Annotated in this window: 22 protein-coding genes; 10 read left to right on the top strand and 12 right to left on the bottom strand. The window is 39.1% G+C overall.

Going from position 1 to position 21,134, the window contains the following annotated elements:
- Positions 1-138 precede the first annotated feature (138 nt).
- From IQ226_RS12710 to IQ226_RS12695, 4 genes are all read right to left on the bottom strand, one after another.
- Positions 139-321: a chlorophyll a/b-binding protein gene (locus IQ226_RS12710; RefSeq protein WP_193895883.1), complete on the bottom strand. Its 183-nt coding sequence runs from the start codon at positions 319-321 to the stop codon at positions 139-141.
- Between the two features lie 476 nt (positions 322-797).
- Positions 798-1,712, bottom strand: coding sequence for a cation diffusion facilitator family transporter (locus IQ226_RS12705; protein ID WP_193895881.1), 915 nt, complete (start codon positions 1,710-1,712; stop codon positions 798-800).
- 198 nt (positions 1,713-1,910) lie between these two features.
- The gene (locus IQ226_RS12700; protein ID WP_193895879.1) at positions 1,911-2,702 is read right to left on the bottom strand and encodes a YdcF family protein; all 792 of its coding nucleotides are present in this window, start codon (positions 2,700-2,702) and stop codon (positions 1,911-1,913) included.
- Positions 2,703-3,133: 431 nt separating this feature from the next.
- Complete coding sequence (locus IQ226_RS12695; RefSeq protein ID WP_193895877.1) at positions 3,134-3,850, bottom strand: heme oxygenase (biliverdin-producing); 717 nt, start codon at positions 3,848-3,850, stop codon at positions 3,134-3,136.
- Positions 3,851-4,060: 210 nt separating this feature from the next.
- Here IQ226_RS12695 and glmM point away from each other — a divergent pair, with 210 nt between their 5' ends.
- Positions 4,061-5,497, top strand: a complete 1,437-nt coding sequence (gene glmM / locus IQ226_RS12690; protein WP_193895875.1) for a phosphoglucosamine mutase — start codon at positions 4,061-4,063, stop codon at positions 5,495-5,497.
- A gap of 108 nt (positions 5,498-5,605) precedes the next feature.
- Complete coding sequence (locus tag IQ226_RS12685; protein WP_193895874.1) at positions 5,606-6,244, top strand: peroxiredoxin; 639 nt, start codon at positions 5,606-5,608, stop codon at positions 6,242-6,244.
- Positions 6,245-6,319: 75 nt separating this feature from the next.
- On the opposite strand, the gene IQ226_RS12680 is transcribed toward IQ226_RS12685, so the two are convergent.
- Positions 6,320-6,688 (bottom strand): SET domain-containing protein, encoded by a 369-nt coding sequence (locus IQ226_RS12680; RefSeq protein ID WP_193895872.1) that lies wholly within the window; start codon positions 6,686-6,688, stop codon positions 6,320-6,322.
- A gap of 202 nt (positions 6,689-6,890) precedes the next feature.
- On the opposite strand from IQ226_RS12680, the gene IQ226_RS12675 reads away from it, so the two are divergent.
- The gene (locus IQ226_RS12675; RefSeq protein WP_193895870.1) at positions 6,891-7,364 is read left to right on the top strand and encodes a hydrogenase maturation protease; all 474 of its coding nucleotides are present in this window, start codon (positions 6,891-6,893) and stop codon (positions 7,362-7,364) included.
- 27 nt (positions 7,365-7,391) lie between these two features.
- Here the strand turns inward: IQ226_RS12675 and IQ226_RS12670 are convergent, their stop codons facing one another.
- Complete coding sequence (locus tag IQ226_RS12670) at positions 7,392-7,766, bottom strand: hypothetical protein (RefSeq protein ID WP_193895868.1); 375 nt, start codon at positions 7,764-7,766, stop codon at positions 7,392-7,394.
- Positions 7,767-7,780: 14 nt separating this feature from the next.
- Positions 7,781-7,939: a hypothetical protein gene (locus IQ226_RS25940; protein WP_370567133.1), complete on the bottom strand. Its 159-nt coding sequence runs from the start codon at positions 7,937-7,939 to the stop codon at positions 7,781-7,783.
- A gap of 717 nt (positions 7,940-8,656) precedes the next feature.
- Here IQ226_RS25940 and IQ226_RS12660 point away from each other — a divergent pair.
- From IQ226_RS12660 to IQ226_RS12650, 3 genes are all read left to right on the top strand, one after another.
- On the top strand, positions 8,657-9,139 hold the full coding sequence (locus tag IQ226_RS12660; RefSeq protein ID WP_193895866.1) for a hypothetical protein: 483 nt from the start codon (positions 8,657-8,659) through the stop codon (positions 9,137-9,139).
- 236 nt (positions 9,140-9,375) lie between these two features.
- Positions 9,376-9,987: a cupin gene (locus tag IQ226_RS12655; protein ID WP_193895864.1), complete on the top strand. Its 612-nt coding sequence runs from the start codon at positions 9,376-9,378 to the stop codon at positions 9,985-9,987.
- 186 nt (positions 9,988-10,173) lie between these two features.
- A complete protein-coding gene (locus tag IQ226_RS12650; RefSeq protein ID WP_193895862.1) occupies positions 10,174-10,644 on the top strand; it encodes an ArsC/Spx/MgsR family protein in 471 nt (156 codons plus the stop codon).
- A gap of 166 nt (positions 10,645-10,810) precedes the next feature.
- On the opposite strand, the gene IQ226_RS12645 is transcribed toward IQ226_RS12650, so the two are convergent.
- The 5 genes from IQ226_RS12645 to IQ226_RS12625 all read right to left on the bottom strand — a co-directional run bounded on the left by IQ226_RS12645 (position 10,811) and on the right by IQ226_RS12625 (position 18,295).
- Positions 10,811-12,133: a CO2 hydration protein gene (locus IQ226_RS12645; protein WP_193895860.1), complete on the bottom strand. Its 1,323-nt coding sequence runs from the start codon at positions 12,131-12,133 to the stop codon at positions 10,811-10,813.
- 257 nt (positions 12,134-12,390) lie between these two features.
- A complete protein-coding gene (locus tag IQ226_RS12640) occupies positions 12,391-13,884 on the bottom strand; it encodes an NADH-quinone oxidoreductase subunit M (RefSeq protein WP_193895858.1) in 1,494 nt (497 codons plus the stop codon).
- Positions 13,885-13,989: 105 nt separating this feature from the next.
- Entirely contained in the window at positions 13,990-15,849 is a 1,860-nt protein-coding gene (locus IQ226_RS12635) for an NAD(P)H-quinone oxidoreductase subunit F (protein WP_193895856.1), read from the bottom strand.
- A 427-nt stretch (positions 15,850-16,276) separates the two neighbouring features.
- Positions 16,277-16,471, bottom strand: a complete 195-nt coding sequence (locus IQ226_RS12630; RefSeq protein ID WP_193895855.1) for a hypothetical protein — start codon at positions 16,469-16,471, stop codon at positions 16,277-16,279.
- 282 nt (positions 16,472-16,753) lie between these two features.
- On the bottom strand, positions 16,754-18,295 hold the full coding sequence (locus IQ226_RS12625; RefSeq protein WP_193895853.1) for an FAD-binding oxidoreductase: 1,542 nt from the start codon (positions 18,293-18,295) through the stop codon (positions 16,754-16,756).
- A 57-nt stretch (positions 18,296-18,352) separates the two neighbouring features.
- Here IQ226_RS12625 and IQ226_RS12620 point away from each other — a divergent pair, with 57 nt between their 5' ends.
- From IQ226_RS12620 to IQ226_RS12605, 4 genes are all read left to right on the top strand, one after another.
- Positions 18,353-18,517 (top strand): hypothetical protein, encoded by a 165-nt coding sequence (locus IQ226_RS12620; protein WP_193895851.1) that lies wholly within the window; start codon positions 18,353-18,355, stop codon positions 18,515-18,517.
- A gap of 35 nt (positions 18,518-18,552) precedes the next feature.
- On the top strand, positions 18,553-19,911 hold the full coding sequence (locus tag IQ226_RS12615) for an OB-fold nucleic acid binding domain-containing protein (protein WP_193895849.1): 1,359 nt from the start codon (positions 18,553-18,555) through the stop codon (positions 19,909-19,911).
- A 256-nt stretch (positions 19,912-20,167) separates the two neighbouring features.
- Positions 20,168-20,440 carry a transposase gene (locus tag IQ226_RS12610; RefSeq protein WP_228039401.1) on the top strand — a complete coding sequence of 91 codons (273 nt, stop codon included), beginning with the start codon at positions 20,168-20,170 and terminating at the stop codon, positions 20,438-20,440.
- 128 nt (positions 20,441-20,568) lie between these two features.
- Complete coding sequence (locus IQ226_RS12605) at positions 20,569-21,123, top strand: methylmalonic aciduria and homocystinuria type D protein (RefSeq protein WP_193895847.1); 555 nt, start codon at positions 20,569-20,571, stop codon at positions 21,121-21,123.
- Positions 21,124-21,134 lie beyond the last annotated feature (11 nt).

The raw sequence follows: 21,134 nt of genomic DNA, 5'->3' as shown, positions 1-21,134 counted from the left end.
ATAGTTAGAAGAACCCCACACCCAACTCCCTCTTCACAAGCGAGGAGGAGACTATGCTGTATATTTTAAAGTAAACAACCTGGCAGTTATTATCAACTACCAGGCTTTTGATTAATCAAAAATTATGTTATGGAAAAATTACAGAATTCCCCAGAAGTGGAGAAAACCTTGACCGGAAAATAGTTCAATCAAAGCTGCCGCTAAAAAACCGATCATTGCTAAACGGCCATTCCAGATTTCTGCTTCGGGTGTGAAACCCCAGCGCCAGCCGTTACGATCAACTGCTACAGGTGCAGTAGATGTTTTTGTTGCATTAGTCATGTTTAGCACCCCCATTAGGATTTACTAAGCTTTGTTATCTTATGTAAATAAATATAACATTTTTTTGCAAAAAAAACAATATTTATTTAGGGCTTGCTGATAGCGTAGCGTGGCGTTAGCCATATAAAGCTAAAACCGTTTATTAATAAAGGTTTCGCTGATTTTTATCACAAGAAAGTACCAGATTTTGGCAAATGGAGTCTCAAAATTGGTGCATTTTCCTGGGTTGGATTGAGAAAATTGAGGATATCCAGATAGTTGAAACTGTGAGGAGTCACTGAGAAGCCCACACTCATCTGTTCGCGCAAGGCATAAGGGAGTGTGTGGAGTATGTCACACAACCTGAGTTCGGTGTTAGGAGTTTCTCCTTCGGAGACGCTACGCGAACGCAGTTATGATTTTTTCAAGGAGATCATCAGGGTTTGAGACTCATACTTGGGGCAGTTTTCCACAAATTATCTTATGTCGAACTCAGGTCACACAACGTGATCTGGTTCTAAGGCGCAGGGATAAGCTGAATCCCCTGTTTCTATCTGAATAGTAGAGTGTTTGATCCCGAAATGGTGTTCGAGTTCCTGGGAAACTTCCCATAAGAAAGCATCACCAGGATAACCTCCTGGCATGACTAAATGAACTGTGAGTGCGGTTTCGGTTGTACTCATAGCCCAGATATGAAGATCGTGGATTTTCGCCACTCCAGGACATTCAATTAAGTAATTTTTCACGGCACGGGGTTCAATTCCTGCTGGTACGCCATCAAGTGCTAAATTTACAGAGTCTCTGAGTAAATGCCACGTGCCGACCACGACGACTCCCACAAGCACTAAGCTAACTAATGGGTCAAGCCATAGCCAATGGGTGAATAAAATCACAATTCCGGCTACCACAACTCCCAATGATACCAGGGCATCAGCAGCCATGTGTAAAAATGCGCCCCGAATGTTTAAGTCGCTTTTACGTCCTGACATAAACATAAGTGCAGTAGCAGTATTAATGATAATACCAACTAGGGCAACACCAATAATTGTGCCTCCTGATACTGGTGCGGAATCATGAAAACGACGAATGGCTTCCCAAGCGATCGCCCCCATAGATAAAAGTAAAACTACGGCATTGGCTAAAGCTGCTAGAATTGAGGAGGCACGCAGTCCATAGGTATAGCGGTGACTGGGAGGACGACGGGCAAGGGAACTTGCACCCCACGCCAGGAGAAGTCCCAATACATCACTCAGGTTATGACCCGCATCAGCAAACAAAGCCAGGGAATGTGCTAGGTAGCCATAAGTAGCTTCAACGATAACAAATCCTATATTCAGTGCTGTCCCAATAGCAAAAGCCCGACTAAATGTTGCTGGGGTGTGACTGTGATGATGATGGTGGTCATGTGTCATGGTGGTCTGGGTGTAAAGGATGGATGTTTTTTCACGCAGAGACGCAAAGGCGCAGAGAGTAAGAGTTTGAGAGATGGAATTTTTGACTTTCTTACCTCAATTCTCCAACGCCGAAAATTCTATGTTAATTCTGATTTTTGAGTTAATATTCAGGGATATTCATCTTTGCAAATACCTTTTTCTTCTTTCTCCTGACTCCTATAGCCAACCTCGCAGGCTATAAATAAAAGTACCAATATATTCTTTTAATGCACTTGTGAATTGATCTAAATTATCGGCATCAGGTAATAAATTAAGAATTGCGGCTTTAGGAGTGTTGGTAAGTTCTTGAAGTTCACCTTGACTAACTAGAAAATCCGTGGGTGCGGGAATGACATTAATACCTTGACGTTGAAAAATTTTCAAGGATCGGGGTGTATGTATGGCTGAAGTGATTAATAGTACTTTTTTGATTTGACGAGCTTCGAGGATTTTCCGAACATTGACAGCGTTCTCATGGGTATTGAGGGAATCGGGTTCTTGAATAATTGCTTCAGCCGGAACACCAATAGATGTGAGAATAGTTGCCATATCTGCTGATTCTGGAGAACCACTACCGCGCCAATCAATGCGACCGCCACTGAGGATAATTATAGGGGCTTTTTTCTGAAAATAGAGTTGGGCTGCATAAATTACGCGATCGCCTGCTTCGTTTAAATCTGCCATTACCCTGGGCCAAGTTGGTGATCTAGTTGCACCTCCTAAGACGACAATGGCTTCGGCGTTGGGGATTTGTGCAGTGGGGGTGTTTTGCCATTCTAAACTGCGGACTAAGGATTTGGCGACCCAGGTATTGCTACAAACTAGCAACAGCGCTAAGGATAAGGAAATAGCGATAGTCGCAATGCGGGGATGTTTTCGTAAGGTGATTAAAGCTGCTATTAAACTTACACTTGCCAATCCTAACGGGTAAAAAAATAGGGGGATGATTTTAGATAAATATAAAAACATAATTGTTCTATAGCAGGGAACAGGGAACAGGGAATAGAGAATAGTTTCAGCTATCTGGATATCCTTAATTTTCCAAATCCGACAAAGAAAAATGCACCTATTTTGAGACACCATCAGCCAAAACCTTGCATTTTTTTGTGATAAAATCCGTAAAATCCTTATTAATAAACGGTTTTAGCTTTATTCAGCAATGCCTAAATAGTATAATGTAACGGTATAGGTTTTGGGAATGTCAGGATTTCTTAAAATTTAGGGGCAACTTCCTTCTGGTTGCTTTCATCTACACAAAAACAATCACAAGGATATCACCCCTAAATATTATGAGAAAAGTTAATATTTCTCAACTTACGGCAAATTGCGGATTAATCAGGTATTGAATATAGATTCAAAGTCAGACACCAAGCTAGTTTTACGCCCGACTCCTCCTAACATTATTCCGCAGTTACCAATTCAGTGCTACCTTTTGTCCGTTTGCGGGTCATGGCATTATAAACCATGATGCCGATCGCTTTAATTAGATTACCTTCCAACTCTTGGAACATTTTCATGTTCACACCAAAAGCGGCATTTGCTTCTTCAGTAATGCGATCGCCTGTAGAATCATCAATAGGCATAGCATCTAAATTGGCTCGATACTTAGCTTTAAATGCCTTTTCATCGGTAATATCTGCAAACTCATAAAAAGCAGTTCCTTCACCTTCACCCAGCTTCATTGCTGTTTGGGCAATACCTTTGAGGATTTGTCCCCCTGATAAATCACCTAGATAACGGGTATAGGAATGAGCAATTAATAATTCTGGTTCAGTGGCGGAAATTTCCCGAATCCGGTTTACATACTCCGCACCCGCAGCAGATAATTTGATTTGCTCTCGCCAATTGTAACCATAGTAGTAATGAAGGTCTTGCTCTAAGGTATGCTTGCGGTTCAGTTCAGGAAAGTAAATTTTGCTTAAAATTGGGTGATGCTTGTGTTTTTCCATTTCCTCTTCCATAGCGGAGTAAATGAAGTAAAAGTTAGCAACCAACTTGCGGTAAGAGTTTTTCTCCACAACTCCCTTTAAAAAACACTTGACAAAACCCACGTTTTCTGCCATAGTATGTGCTTTTTTTGTACCTACACGTAGTTTGTTTGCTAAATTGCTGTTCATATTAAAATTCTCAACTGTAAAAAAATTAACTGTGGGAGTTTTTTGTCCGTAATGGTGAAAAAACCCCATTAAAATGTAAGATTAGAACTATTTGATGAGAATTTATATTAAAAATAATTAAGCAATGAGTTCCTTTGGCGTTTTATTAGCGTCAAGAATAATGGAAGAAAGTGCTATTCTCCTGTGTGATTGTGTGGAGTTTTTAAATTTATGGTTTCATCAATGGCTCGAAATCAAGGCTGTATTTCCGAAATTGAGAATAGTGGGGTGTTTAATTCCATACCACTGCCAATTAATACTTTATTTGGTACAGATGGCATTCGTAGCAAGGTGGGAGACTTACTGAATGCGCCTTTGGCTTTACAAGTGGGTTTTTGGGCGGGAGTTGTCCTCCGTAATTATGCCACTGTTCCCGGTCCAATTATTCTGGGACAAGATTCCCGAAATTCCAGTGATATGTTAGCAATGGCTTTGAGCGCCGGTTTAACTGCGGCTGGTTTGGAAGTGTGGTATTTGGGATTATGTCCTACACCTTGTGTAGCCTATCTGGCCAGCATCACCGATGCCATTGGGGGAATCATGATTTCCGCCAGCCACAATCCTCCAGAAGACAACGGAATTAAAATCTTTGATGCCCAGGGTGGTAAGTTATCTAAAGCCCTACAAAGCGAAATTGAGGCGGGATTACGAGGTCAATTATCCCCAGATGTGAGAATAAATCATTGTGGTAGACATTATTCCCGCCCTGAGTTAATCAAAACATATAGCCAGTCTATCCAAACACCTTTGGCATCTGGACTGACTCTCCAAGGCATGAAGATTGTTTTAGATTTAGCTTGGGGTGCGGCTGTAGGTTTAGCACCTGCGGTATTTACAGAAATGGGTGCGGAGGTCATTTGTTTACATAATCAGGCAGATGGCGATCGCATTAATGTCAATTGCGGTTCTACACATTTAGATATTCTCCAAGCCGCAGTCATAGAACATCAAGCCGATATGGGTTTTGCTTTTGATGGCGATGCAGATCGGGTTTTAGCTGTGGATAATACGGGCAGAACCGTTAATGGTGATTACATTCTTTACCTTTGGGGTCGCCATTTACAACAAAAACAACAACTCCCAGATAATCTGATAGTTTCTACTGTGATGGCTAATTTAGGCTTTGAACGGGCTTGGGAACAAATAGGTGGTAAATTAATTCGCACCGCTGTCGGTGATCAATATGTGCAAGCGGAAATGCGAAAAACTGGGGGAATGTTGGGCGGAGAACAGTCAGGACATATCCTGTGTAGTCATTATGCCATGACTGGAGATGGGTTATTAACAGCCTTGCATATTGCAGCGGTGGTGAAAGAGGCTAATCTCTCCTTGGGAGAAATGGTAGATCAAAGTTTCCAAACCTATCCGCAAGTTTTACGGAATGTGCGAGTATTAGATCGGGAACGACGGTTAGGATGGGAAAGTTGTCAACCTGTCCAACAAGCGATCGCTAAAGCTGAAGTCGCAATGGGTGATCATGGTAGAATCTTAGTTCGGGCTTCGGGAACAGAACCCGTAATTAGAGTTATGGTAGAGGCCGCAAATGCTGAACTTGTCCACCATTGGACAAATGAATTAGTGGCAAAAGTTGAACAACACCTAACTTAAACTTAAAATTTTGTTGCAAACCGCGACAGCCCGATGGGGTAATCGGTCTTTTGTGTCATACTGTCACAGTAGAATATAGATGTTTTCTTAAAATACAGGGAATCTGACATGACTCTTCGTCTTGGTGATACAGTACCTAACTTTACTCAAGCCTCTACTCACGGGGAAATTGACTTTTACGCCTGGGCGGGTGATAGCTGGGTGGTACTATTTTCTCATCCTGCTGACTTTACACCAGTTTGCACCACCGAACTCGGAACTGTTGCCAAACTTAAACCAGAATTTGACAAACGCAATGTCAAAGCGATCGCTCTCAGCGTTGATGATGTAGAATCTCATAAAGGTTGGGTAGGGGATATTGAAGAAACCCAAAACACCACCCTCAATTACCCAATTTTGGCAGATCCAGATCGTCAGGTTTCTGAACTTTATGATATGATTCACCCCAACGCAGCGGCTACTGTCACCGTGCGTTCTGTGTTTGTCATTGACAACAACAAAAAACTCCGTCTTTCTTTTACCTATCCTCCTAGCACTGGCCGCAACTTTGATGAAATTTTGCGCGTCATTGATTCTCTGCAATTAACTGATAATTACAGTGTTGCTACCCCCGCAGACTGGAAAGATGGTCAAGATGTGGTGATTGTCCCATCTTTGAAAGATCCTGAAGTTCTCAAAGCCAAGTTTCCTAAAGGTTATGCAGAAATTAAACCTTATTTACGGATGACTCCTCAACCTAATAAATAGGTTTTCATTGTCGGGTGGGTTAACAACAGTGTAACCCACCATTACTTAGGGTTGGCTGAATAAGTTGTCTGTGCCTTATTCCTCCACATCAAACCACACAGGAGAAATATCATCAACCTGCCCATTATAATTAATCGTGATTTCCTGCCCTTCCCGAATATATTTATAAGCAACAATATCAATGATATTTTTCGCAAAGTTCTTAATATAAACCGCATTAGGATGATAAGAATGATTAAAAAGAGAAGCAAAACCTAAACCTATTGCCCCGCTTTCTCCATGCCAACCAAAATAATAATTTAATAACACAGTTTTAGCAATTAACTTAACCTGCTGTTTAGGAATTACAATCACAGGGGATGTTTCAATTAGATCTCCTCTAGCAAAATCTTGTCTGGCAAATATCCCTCTACCTTTAGTCTCTGTTTCACGAAATACTAGCATATAGCAATTCTATCTGATGGGTAAGAATGATTTTTGACTAACCACTACAGATAAACGCAGAGAGAATAAAGACAAATTTTTGTCACTGACTTACGGCTGCTATAGCTACTATAAAGTTAATGATCAAAGATGTAGTCAGAATTTCCGTAAATTTTAATTTTTTGTGCCAAGTTGATAATATTCATGTTATTATAAATATCCCATGCTAACTATCATTGGTTGTGGCAATCTCAATCGGAATGATGATGCTGTTGGCGTAATTATTGCCCAACGTTTACAGCAATATCTCGCCCAAAATCCCCACCCCAACATCCGCGTTTTCGATAGTGGAACTGCGGGAATGGAGGTGATGTTTCAAGCGAGAGGAAGTCAAAAATTAATTATTCTTGATGCTAGTTGCACAGGTTCAGAAGCAGGTGCTATATTTAAAGTCCCAGGGAAGGAATTAGAGGCACTACCCGAACCTAGTTACAACTTACATGATTTTCGTTGGGATCATGCTCTGTCCGCTGGAAAAAAAATCTTTGGCGATGATTTTCCCCAAGAGGTGATAGTCTATTTAATTGAAGCTAAAAATCTGGATTTGGGGCTGGAATTAAGTCCTGTTGTCCAACGTTCTGCTGATTTAGTTTTTGCCGAACTAATCATAATTATCCAACAGAATGTTATGACCTAATCAACATATCTTAGATCCCTAATTGCATCAAATCCAATCACGATAAACTGGCAACTCATCTACTCTCATTTCAAAAGGTACAGTTTGACTATCTGGAGGACACACCCGGATTTTGGCACTGCTAACAATGCCATAGAGAACATTAGCCATAGGGACAATTTGTTGCAAAATTTGCCAGTTAGTAACTTGGTCAGGACATTCAATTACTAAGGTCAAAATACTGGCATGAGTTGTGGCATACCAACGACAATTAGACAACAAACTATGAATAATGCGATCGCATCCTTCATAAAAGTATTTGCTAATTGAATGCTCTAACTGTTGTCTAAGCATAATATCTGCTGATGTTGGCTGTATAGGGTGCTTATCATCAGCATGGAATTCATTTTTTGTTCTCGCCATGTCCGGTTATTTTCCTATTGATTACCAATTACCATTGCATACAATACGTCCTTATTGGTTTCTAGAAAGGCTTGGGTTTCGTCATCATAGAAAGCACCAATACCACTAAAATCTATTCCCCAATAATTTCTCAATAAATACACTCTCTGTCCGACAAATCCGGCTAATTGCATAGCGGTTTGATAACCTAACTAATCGGACACGAAAAACTCCCGTTACAGCACAATCTCTAGCTAGAGGCTGATTAATGCACAAAAAACCTATTTTTCCCCTAAAATTACCCGCTGTAATCAGATGTGTATTTTTATATAACCCTGGTGAAATTCCCTCGATATCATGAACCACTGAGTAAATTTCTATATCTAACTGATTTTTTTGCACCTTTTGCCGATATCACACAACTAGTAATAAACTCCTTATTCTCAAATCCCAAATCTGCATTGAGAATAAGTTTATCAAAATCAAAACATAGTTGTATGTTGTTTTCGTGAAGATATGCAAAAGCAGCGATAGCACTCAAATGGTGTCCGCTATCCAAAAAACAATATCTAAAACTCCTGTCTTGATATTTCCAGCTACACCTATGATAAACACAATCAACTAAAAAGATGAATCCGTTGATACGTTTATTTAGTATAACATAATTCTCCCATCTATCATCGCCTAATTCGTAAATTAATGTCAAACAATTATTCTCAGCTTCTATGGTCGTTAGGCAAAGCCGTAAAGCACCATACAAATACTACACATTGTGGAAAAACTTCATTTTCTCTGATTTTACCAAAGTGATAAAATAATTAAATTTATCTAACTAAATATAATTTTACCTGTTAAATAGTAGATATGATAAATTCCAGATATTCCAGAACAAATGGAATTAATTACCTATTATGCAAATTCATACAAATGGCTTTTCATGGTTTGATGTAGCAGATGATGTCAAAGAATTATTGATCTTAGCGGCAAAGACTTGGGAAAATACCGAAGAATCTACAAAATATATGCAGCAAGCGTTAGCTAAAACAGGAGATAACACAGATGTTTTAGTTGCAGCCTATAGATATTTTTACTACAAAAATAATTATGTCTTAGCACTGACAACAGCAGAGAAAATAACCGCTAAAATAAAAAAAGCGGAAAGTCTACCTGATGATTGGCAAGAACTTAAACCCATTCTAGTTAACCGTCGTGAAGAATCTCAAATCAGATTGTACCTCACTGCTTATGCTGCTTCTGGTTTGGTATTAGCTAAACTAGGAAAGATAGAACAAGGGAAAGAAATCAGTGCCAGAATCAAAGGTATTGATGATAAAAATGATTTTGGTGCTGGTATTCTTCTTGATATTTTAACTCGTCCACCAGAAGAAGATTAAATCTGGGGATAGGGAACAACCTCTACAAATGACAAAGCAATCAACAAATTACGAATCATGAATAATTGGTTATCTTTCAACTCAAATTCCCATCTAATATCCTCATTGTCTACCCAGGATACTGTGATTCTACCGGGAATGCCTACATCTCCCCTAACTCCTGTAACTAAAATGCCTCAAACCTCTCCTCCTATAATTTTTTTACCTAGTTCTCCACAGTCAATATTTTAAAAATTATGCACGGTCGGGATTTATTTGTTGCTGAAACCGGAGAATATCAAGTTTGTCAATCAGCAAGATCATGGGATTTATTGCGTGATAATTATCGTCTCTATCACTTTTTAACGCAAGTCGAAGATGTTCTTAAAAATGTCGAAGATGAATCAACGCGACTACCAGAAATTAGAAAGTTGGTAAGACGATTAATTATTAATTCCTATTGGGTACAAAGTCAATCTTTACAACCTGATGCCAAAACAGGAGTCTCTGTTTTACTATTATATGATGAATTAGGATTTCCCCTAACTGTGCAAACAGTAACATTTGTACCGGGGACAAGTTCTAATATTCATAATCATGGCACATGGGGAGTAGTTGCAATCTTAAAAGGTCAAGAAAAAAATACATTTTGGCGACGTAGTTCTCACCCAGATTTTCCTGACCAAATTGAAAAAACAGGCGAAATAAATTTATCTCCTGGTGATATTGTGAGTTTTACACCGCAAACAATACATCAAGTGCAAGCCATTGGTGAAGAACCAACAGTAACATTTAATATTTATGGAGAAACCAACCCAAAACAGAGATTTGAATTTGACGTAATTAACCACAGTGCTAAAAACTTTTAAAAGTAGTGGCAAAAAACTAAATAACAGATTATGCTAATGAATATTATAGAGATTAAGATCCCAGACTTCTTTTTAGATATTGTCGAGAAATGGATAATTAATCTTAGAAGTCGGGGATATAAATTTATCTGCGGTTAATTATTTACTATCCAAATATCCAACCATAACCTCATAGGAGAAACAGCAATGGCCAGAGTAATTTTCTATGAAAAACCAGGCTGTAAAGGTGGTATAAAGCAAAAAGTTTTGCTCACAGCCGCAGGTCATGAAGTAGTAACATATAATCTATTAACAGAACCTTGGACAGTGGAAAAATTACGGTCATTTTTTGGCGATCGCCCGGTCAGTGAATGGTTCAATAAAGCCGCACCTAGTGTAAAATCAGGAGAGGTGAATCCTGAAAACATCACCGCTGAAAATGCTTTAGTCATGATGCTAAGAGATCCCTTATTAATCCGTCGTCCCTTGATTCAAGTAGGGGATAAAAGAGAAGTCGGCTTTGATGTTGAGAAAATTGACGCATGGATAGGCTTAAAAGCCGTAGATGAGTCTTTAAAACCAATGAGTGAAAACCTCATGCAGCAGAACCTCCAAGGCTGTTCTCATGGACATAATCACGACCACGATCATGGTAAAGGTGGTTGCAAAAATCACTGATAAGGACATGAGGTATTAAAAAAAGGCGTTGCTGATTCAGGGTATGAATTTTAGTCTCACGCAAAGGCGCAAAGGCGCACTGAGGTTTGAGTTTTAAAGGTTAAATTTGGGAGTTTCATACCTCCATTCAATATGGCTACGCCACGCAGGCTATCAGCAACGCCATTTATCTATAATCTTGTGTTTGAATGTTCCGTAACCTCGCTGCATCACGCATACCATAATCAGTGCGAGTAAAGCGATTTAGCTGCATTTCAAAAAATTCCCGATTTGCTTGTAAATGCTTGGGGTTTTCATCATCTAAAGGATACAAAAGGGCAGTTCTTAAAGCTTGAATTACCGCCGATGTGACATTATACATGGAACGTTGAAAAGTAATCCCCAATTGAATCAAAATATCCTCTTCTCCTCGACAATATTCTTGATAATAATCAACAAGATATTGAGGCAAAAAGTGTAACATATCTTGCATTAATAATGTGGGGGGAATGCCTGCTGTACCAACGGGAAAGACATCAGCGTAAAGAATGCCATAATGGAAGTCTTTTTGATCTTCGGGAACTTGTCCTGCTTGAGCATTATAAGACTTTGTACCTCTAAATGGGGCTGTGCGATAAAAAACAGCTTCCACATAAGGTAATGCGGCTTCGTATAACCAGGTAAAACCTTTAGATTTGGGGATGATTTCATAACATTCACCATCAATATAAACATGATGATAAATGGGACGACCGGCGATCGCAAATATGCCATTAACAAGGAAATTCATAGCATCGGGTACACCTTGGAAACCACCTTCATCATAAATGTCTGACATTTCAAAAAATACTGGTGCCATGACTTCCCAGAAAAGTCCGAGATTAGAATAATAGGACATCATCCGGCACTGTTCCAAAAACATATCGGGAAACAGTTTATAAAGTCCTAACATCAGGGGATTTTTCCGAAAATAAGCTTTAATGGCTTGATCAGCATTAGTTTTATATTCTTCGGAATCTAAATAGGCATCAAATTGGTTAACTGGTGCATACATTTTACGATGCCATAACATAGCTTGCATACAAGCTTCCGCAAATTCCATGTTGATTCTGTCATGGAATAAATGATGGAGTATCTTTGGCATTTTCATGGTTTCACCTTTTTCCATAAATGCCAAAAGTTCTGGGTGTGCAGTAGCTATACCTCGCCAAATTCTTAAATCAGCGTCATCACCTGCATAGTGATTATGTAAGTCTAAATATTCTGGGGGTAAGAAATATTTAAAAGCTGGTAAAGGATCTAAAAATACTCTTTCGGCAATATAAAGTAAGTCTCGCCAATAGAAATCCATTGGTACAGCATAAGCTTTATAAATACCGATAATTTGCATGAGGTTTTCTGGAGTATCTGGCAACATTGAACCGCCAGCTTCTAAACGATGAATAATTTCTGCAAATTCGTGTTTTGAAGGTGGGATTTTTGTATTTGGTTTAGCTGGAGTTTGTACCATAATATTTTTGGGTTGGTTTATTTATAAAAGGCGAATATAATTCGCGGCTACACAAACGAAGTCCGCCTACGCGGACTAAGAAAAAATCCGGTGCTTCCAACCCACGTAGGTGGGTTTTGCCTGTATAGATGCGGTTTCTAACCGCCGTTTTTCTCTGTGTGGGAATGAATTCCAGAAGACTCTGCCTTCAACAATATTAGGATTAGAGGTAGAACCTCTGTGATAGCATTCCCAGTCGGAGACTGGGAACGAGATAACTACTTCAAGGCAATTACGGTTTTTGCGGTGGTGGGAACTGCCGCTACCATAGCGGTAGTTGTGGTTTCACTCCAACGCACTAACCAAACTGGTTGTACTCCTAAAAAGATGATTAAGGATGCCAAAATTAGGGCGGGGACTTTTTCATTCCATAATACTCTGGGATAGTAAGCTAGGTTATTTTGCAGTTTGCCAAAACAGGTACGGTTGAGAAGAATAACAAAATAAACTGCGGTTAAACCAGATGCTACTACACATAAAATTGTGGAAATTGGAAAGCTGGAAAAACTGCCTTGAAAGGAAATAAATTCCGCAATGAAACCTGTTAAACCGGGGATACCAGCACTAGCCATGCCACCTAAAACCAGTAAAGCACTAATTAATGGTAAACCGCGAATAGGACTCATTAAACCATTCAGTTTGTCTAATTCTCTTGTACCAACTTTGGTTTCAATAACGCCGACTAAATGGAAGAGAATAGCAAGAATAATTCCATGACTAAACATTTGAGCAACTGCGCCAACTAATGCTAAGGGTGTAGCGGCGGCGGCTGCTAGTAAAATATAGCCCATGTGACCGATGGAACTATATGCTACCATGCGTTTGATGTCTTTTTGAGCGATCGCAACTACTGCCCCATAAATCGCGCTAATTGCCCCCCAAATGGCTAAAGTTGGGGCGATAATCTGCCAAGCCTGAGGAAACATTCCCAAGCCAAATCGCAATAGTCCATAAGTTCCCAATTTGGCTAATATTCCCCCTAGCAAAATAGCGATAGGTGTGGAAGCTTCAACGTAAGCATCTGGTAGCCAAGTATGGAAAGGAATTAACGGAATCTTGATACCAAAACCTAAAACTATTCCTGCTAATAATACTAATTGCATTCCCGCAGAAATGTTTTGAGTCGCCACAGCATCAAAGGCAAAACTATGAGAACCTGTTAACCACACCATTCCTAAAAATGTGGCTAAAATTAAAGCCCCGGAAATGGCTGTGTAAATTAGGAATTTCATGCCCGCATAGGCTCTTTTTTCTCCTCCCCAAATGGAGATTAGTAAATAAAAGGGAATTAATTCCAATTCATAGAATAGGAAGAACAGAAGCAAATTTTCTGATAAGAATGCACCAGCAACGCCACCACTAATAAACAAAATCAGGGAATAGAATAACCGAGGGCGTTCTGTATCTTTACCGCTGCTGTAAATAGCAATCCAAGTGAGGAAGCTATTTAACATCAACATTAATATTGATAATCCATCAACTCCTAGTTGATAATTTAAACCCAATGTTTCATTCCAAGGTAGATATTCTGTAAATTGCATCCCTGGATTGCTGATATCAAATTTTAACAAAATGGAAATATTCCACAGCAAAACTACACCTGTCACGATTAAAGATACTAACCGAATCTGACTTGCGGGAACATCTTTTGCTGGATAAAAACCGATGATTATAGCGGCTATAATTGGTAGCCAAATTAAAACACTCAACATATTTTATTAATTGGTAATTTGTAATTTTTAATTGGTAATCGGTAATAAATTATTCCCCTTTACCAATTGATTTACAAGGACTAAATGGTGATTTGGCAGTGATATTTAGAAAATTAAATCCATGAGTTGAATTCCCCAAAAAGGCCATGTTACCCAAGCACCTAAAACACCAACTCCTAAAAGCACTGTTAAGGCATAGGATTGAGTTTGTCCAGTGTTGCTATATTTCAAGCCTTCACCACCTAAAAGAGAGAATAAACCCACAAAGTTGACGATACCATCTACTACAAATCTGTCCAGCATATCGGCAAATTTAGAAAGTTGGGCAACGCCGAAAATAATGGTAATTTTGTAAAGTTTAGGGGTGTAAAAGTCGTAAGCAAATAAGTCTTGTAAACCTTGCCAGGGTAAACGAATTGGTTTAGGAATGTTGCCCAAGTAGATGATGCTGCTAATACTACAACCAAAAATGCTTGACCAAATTAATAGCAGTGCCACATCTTTATTTAAAGTTGCCCAATCGGGAAGTAATGATAAACTTTGTAAAACTAATGGTAGATGTAAAACAAAGCCGCATAAAATCATCATTGGTAAAACCATTAACCAAATAGCTTCAGGAGAACGTTCACTCATTTGTTTGGGTTTACCACCAAAAATTAAACCAAATTCTCTAGTTAAACTAAATGCAGTTAGGGCATTAACAACAATTACTATGGCGACTAAAATTGGGTGTGTTGCCCATAAACCATCAGCTAATTTGAATAATGCCCAAAAACTACCTAAAGGGGGAAAACCGATTAAACCCAATGTGCCAATAATAAAGGCTATCCCGGACATGGGACGACGTGACCATAATCCACCTAATTGGGTAACATCTTGGGTAACACTGTTCCAAACGATTCCCCCGGTACTCATGACTAATAATGCGGCGGCGAGGGCATGGGTGATGACTAATAGTAATGCTGCTTCATTTTGCTGTGTGCCTACGGCAATAAATACTAAGCCCATGTACACACTGACAGAATAGGATAAACAGCGTTTAATATCAATTTGAGCGATCGCAATTAATGCCCCACCAATGGCTGTCACTGCCCCAATCGCCACTATCACCGCAGATGCCACAGGGGATAAACTAAACACAGGTTGCAATTTAATTAATACCCATGCACCACTGGCAACCACCACCGAACTCCGCAAAATTGTACTGGGAACAGGTCCCTCCATTGCCTCATCTAACCATAAATGCAAGGGAAACTGGGCGCATTTACCCATAGGTCCGGCAATTAACCCCAAACATACTAAGGTGATAATTGTGGGATTAACATTGGCTGTGGCCGCCCATGCCGTTAATTCTGTATAATTCCAAGTTCCCGAAAGTGTCCAAAGTCCCAAGACACCCATTAACAAAAACAAGTCTCCCACCCGTTTGGTCAAAAAAGCATCTCGCGCCCCGGTGACTACCAAGGGTTGACTAAACCACAAACCTACTAATAGGTAAGTTCCCAGGGTGAGAATTTCCAGAATTACATAACTGAAAAATAAATCGTTACACAAAACTAAGGAACAAAGACCAGCTTCAAATAATCCCAATAGGGAAAAGAAGCGTCCCCAACCCCAGTCCATTTCCATATAACCAATGGCATATATCTGCGCCAGCAAGTTCAAGCCGGTAATAACAATTAACGCCCCTAGGTTGACCGCAGAAATTTCTAAGTTAATGGTTAGGTGTAAACCTGCTGTAGATAACCAAGGAATAAATACTTCTTTAGCTGGATGATTCCAAATAGCAAAGAAAGCAAAGACAGCATGGAAAAAGGAGAAAAAGGTCATGACTACGTTGACATATCCCGCTGGTCGAGGACCTGTTTTGCGAATGATCCCCGGAGACCAGGGTATGGCTAAAAGTCCACCTATTAAAGCATAAACTGGAATTAGCCAAATGGTGTCTAGCAAATACTGAGCCATTCAATTACCTCTATAGTTTGCAGCAAAATTTAAAGGAAACACACCAACTAGCACTGATCCCTATTAGTCTAGTGATTACAGATAAGGGAAATTTATCTTTATTTAATATTGTTAAAAATAGCTTACCGTTATCTGTGCCAAAAATAAATTATTTAATTAGATAAATCCGCGATACTTTCTGTAAATAATTCTTATATTTCCAAGCATTGAATTATTAAATAGTAACTATTATCTTTAATCTATGGATTGTATTTTTCTATAACCTGAGTTCGACATAAGATAATTTTTGGAAAACTGCCCCAAATATGAGTCTCAAACCCTGATGATCTCGTTGAAAAAATCATAACTCCGTTCGCGTAGCGTCTCCGAAGGAGAAACTCCGAACTCCTAACATGGGGGCGGCATTTTCCACCCCCCCCCGTTAAATTCACACTTTAGCAATTATGTCAAGCTGCAAATTAGGGAAATTAGTTTCCGCAATTATCACTGGTGGGCTGACTTGGCTAATGGGTGCTGGTTTCATATCCCGGTAGTCAATAATCTGGACAACAATTAGGTAGGCGATCGCTAGTAGAATAGAAATTGCCCCTGTAATAATCGCAACTATCTGAGAACGGTTCATAAGTATTTCCCCCTATTGGAATAACGAAATAGTCCTTAAATATGCCTTCGGCGATCGCTAACCATCGCGTAGTAAACTTAGGAATGTGAATTAAATAAAGTGCAAAAGTAAAAACCGAGTTTTGTATGGCTACGCCACGCAAGCTATCAAAAATCAAATAGGAGTCCTATATTATTTTTGAACAAAACTCCGTACACCTTCATATTCTCAAATCCTCTTGCCTCTTGCCTTCCTAAGCAGGAAAATTCAGGAATCAAACCGGAGTCCTATAGGAGTCCCATATTATTCATGATAATCATTGCCAGACCCAAATTGCCATTTATCTATTAACCGATGCCAGTAATATTGTTGTTGAATAGATAAATTATTAACTAATAATTTTATCACTGGAGTCACAAAAAATAACCCATTATAAACACATAAATTAACATAATGTAACATCCAATCCAACAAACTCAATAAACCAACTTGGGGAATGATTTTTGCAACCAACAAAGGTTGGGATAACCCAGTTTTTAACAAAGTTTTTGTTAATGCACTAAATTGGACAATATCTTGTAAAAATGGTTTTAACACAGGTGTTCCTAACTGCTGCATTTGCAAAAATACAGCGGAGAGTAATTCGTTAATTTGATTTGGATCAATTTTCTGATTTACACCTACACTCATGGCTTTTTGAAATAACCAAGTTACACTTAAACTTGGTTGATAAGGTTGGAGAATTGCTAAAGATTCGAGAGATAATTGATCTACTTTTAGTGCTTCTTCAATTCCTAAAGTTAGCCGCTGCAAATGACGTACCATAGCCCCAAAACCACCAAAGCTTAGAGGTGATTGATTACCGCTACTATCTCCCACAGGTAAAATCCGATTCCAAGGAGTTTGCAGGGGACTTTGACGATAACTAGGAAAGAAACCAAATAACGCCCGTTGAAAATTTAGGCGATTAATTTCCACACCTTGATATTCGGGTAACAAGCGTAAATATTCGTCAAATAAAGTCTCCAAACTCAATCGTTGTGCATCTGCATCCATATAGGTGAATAAATATGTGGTTCTACCATCCTTGGCTGGAAAAGCTTCCCAAAAATATTGACATTGATTTTCCAAAGCTGTGAAAGATAACAACAAGTCACCGGAATTATTTTCCGCAAATCCTTTCGCACAAGTTCCCACAACTAAACAAAGTGCATCTGGTTTTTTTCCTTGACGCGCTTGTTGGCTAATTGGAGAAAGATTTCCCATAGCATCTAGTAACAATTTTGCAGTCAATTGATTATTGACGATGACTCCATTTGGGTGAACTACAATATCCCTAAATGGTGTATTTTCAAATAACTTTCCTCCCATATTAAGAAAGCGGTTTTTCAAGGTTTCCAGAAGATAAATAGGATTAACACCAATATTCAAAACGTCTTCTACCCATACTTCTGTACCACCGTGAAATTTAACTCGTGCGGGATTATATTCTGTGACGATAACTTGTGTTAATTCGGCTGCTGTCAGTAATTCCAATTCCCGAAACACTTCTAACTCTTGGCGAGAAATATTCCATTCCTGTTCTCTTCCCCGTAAAATTCCCCTTTCTAACAACGCTACGCGCACACCTCCCACAGCTAAAGCAGAAGCGATTAAAATTCCCAAAGTTCCACCGCAGATAATGACATCGAATTCTACACAGTCTAAATTTTCGGGATTTTCTGTAACTACGTTGGGTATGGGTGTGTTATCTCTTCTTAGAGATGCTAATATACTGTCAGCAATTCGTAAACCGTCTAAAACATCGCCTGGAAGTTGGGAAAGAATTTCTTCAGTTAGGGACATAATTGTTAATTATAAGGCGGAAATGTTGAATGCGTTACACATTTTGGTTATTTTACTATGAATGACAAACTCCAAACAGACAAAGATCAGATCCAGACAAGCACTAATATAGAGATAAGTCCAGAAACAGAAAAGGAAGAGGTTCTCTGTCCCCATTGTCAACGCACTGCAACAAATGGTATTAAATGTAAGGGTATCTGTGTAGCTGATAATGATTATTAAGCTGTAAATAAACAAGTTTTGCAAAAATAAGTAATATGGTTAAAATAATTTCTCGTACTTATGTGGGTCAAGCTAATGTTTATGATATTGGTGTCGAAAATGACCATAACTTTGTGATTAAAAATGGTTTTATTGCTGCCAATTGTTTCAATAAATCCCACTCTACAGCTTACGCTTATGTAACTTATCAAACATCATATTTAAAGGCAAATTACCCATTGGAATATATGGCGGCGTTGTTAACCGCTAATAGTGGGGATACAGACAAGGTGCGGAAGTATCTTGATAATTGCTCTAATATGGGGATTGTGATTGATGCACCGGATGTGAATCGCTCTGGATTAGATTTTACCCCGGTAGATGGGAAAATTTTATTTGGATTTTCAGCGGTGCGGAATGTGGGACAAAATGCGATCGCCTCAATTTTAGAAGCTAGGGAAGAATCAGGAGAATTAGTCCCATTTACATCTTTGGCGGATTTTTGCGATCGCGTGGATTTACGGGCCATGAATCGCCGCACATTAGAATCACTCATTAATTGCGGTGCTTTTGACAAAATTGAACCTAATCGCAACCAATTAATTCATGATTTAGAATTAGTTTATGAGTGGGCGCAATCCCGCGCTAGAGACAAAGCTAGTGGACAGGGTAATATATTTGATTTATTAGGAGGGGGATTGGCAGGGAATAATCAACCTCAAAAAAATGCTCATGAATCTGCACCAAAAGCTCCCCCTGTCAATGATTTACCACCTCAAGAAAAATTGAGAATGGAAAAGGAATTATTAGGATTTTATCTCTCAGATCATCCTCTTAAATCTATCAGACAATCATCCTCAGTCCTCGCACCTATTAATTTAGCACAATTAGCAGAACAAAAAGATGATGCTATCCTTTGTGCGGTAGTAATGTTGAATAATGTTAAAAAGGTTGTCACCAAAAAAGGTGATTCTATGGCAATTCTCCAAGTTGAAGATTTATCTGCTGCCTCGGAAGCGGTGGTTTTTCCCAAAACCTATGAACGCATTAGTTCTCTCCTCGAAGTTGATGCCAGATTGATTATCTGGGGTAAGATAGATCGCCGTGATGATCAAGTGCAATTTATTCTTGAAGACGCAGAAACTGTCGAAACTGTCAAAATGATTTTAGTGGAACTGAGTCCACAACAAGCAGGAACAATTGAAGAACAACATCGTTTGAATACAATTCTCAAAGCACAAGCAGGGGATAAAGATAAATCCAGAATACCTGTCATTGGTGTTGTTCAAGCTGGAGATCACCGAGAAATTGTCCGCTTTGGAAGACAGTTTTGGGTACAAGATTCGGGAACAGCAGTCCAAGCTTTACAAAATGGCAGATTTCCGGCTTATATTAAACAACTAACCAGTGGTTAACCCATAATACCCGTAGGGGCGCAGGGACTGCGCCCTCTTATCATATCGCGCCCTCTTCTCATATATGTATATAATCTTAAATTAAGAGGGCTTACACCGTAAGCCCCTACGAAATTAACAATTATTGGTTTGGTTATGAAGTTTGATCCCGAAAAGCATCACCGGCGTTCAATTCGGCTTCCTCATTACAATTATGGTCAAGCTGGCGCTTATTTTGTAACGATATGTACTTATAAAAAACAATGTTGGTTTGGTGATGTTAAACCGTAAGCCCCTACAGTCTGGTTCGCTCGGTTCTTTTGTTAATGGGTTTAAATCCTCTGTGACTCGGCGCGTTAATTTAATTCGTTATCATTCTGATCTGCCTTTTTGGCAACGTAATTATTATGAATCTATAATTAGGGACGAAACACATTTAATTAATATTAAAGAATATATCAGGAATAATCCTCAAAATTGGGAGGATGATGCAGAAAATCCCCACAATAGTTCAGAATGGCAGAAAATACTGATAGATGTGCGGTTTTAACAAAAAACATATTTCAGTGAATAATTGTCATTACCTAACTATTTGCAAAATTTGATGATTTATTTGCAGATTTAAGAGTTATTATTTTTAACACAGATAAAATAATAACTTTCATAAACCAAATTAATGTGGTGTATTATCCCCAAGTTTGTATTTCTGAGCCTAGCTGTCCGATTCATTTAGTTGGCAAAACAGGACAAGCTGTAGAGATTTCTATTCATACTCCCAGTCCATATATCTGTGCCAACTGCGAACAGATATTACCTGATTGGAAACAGCAACAGTTTTTGTGGGTGGTGGTTGTCTTGCAGCAATCAAAATATCCTTTAGAGGAAATGACTATAGAAACAGAACAAGAAAAAGAGAAACTGCGAGAAAAATTTATGCGTTTTGGTTGCGATGTGGCATTTAATTTGCGCGATCGCGGATATTTAACAGACCTGATAGATCCCCGTACAGGTTATCCATTACTATCTCATTCTGGTCTAGTTCCCCATGATGATACAGCCGTGGCCCAAGCCTTACTTAAATATCCCGCCATTAAAAATAAATGCCATGTCCTTGTCCATCCTCAATGGGGAACTGCTGTTTATCCCAGTGTCATGCTTTCAGAAGCACCTCCAGAAATAATTGAGTCAGTCACGAAAGCGATCGCACCCATGCACGGATGGATACAGGGGTAAAGAGGCAGAGG

The sequence above is a fragment of the Dolichospermum sp. LEGE 00240 genome (assembly GCF_015207875.1).
GTDB lineage: Bacteria > Cyanobacteriota > Cyanobacteriia > Cyanobacteriales > Nostocaceae > Dolichospermum > Dolichospermum gracile.
Note: the sequence above shows the minus strand (reverse complement) of the source record. Positions and strands in the feature narration are given on the sequence as shown.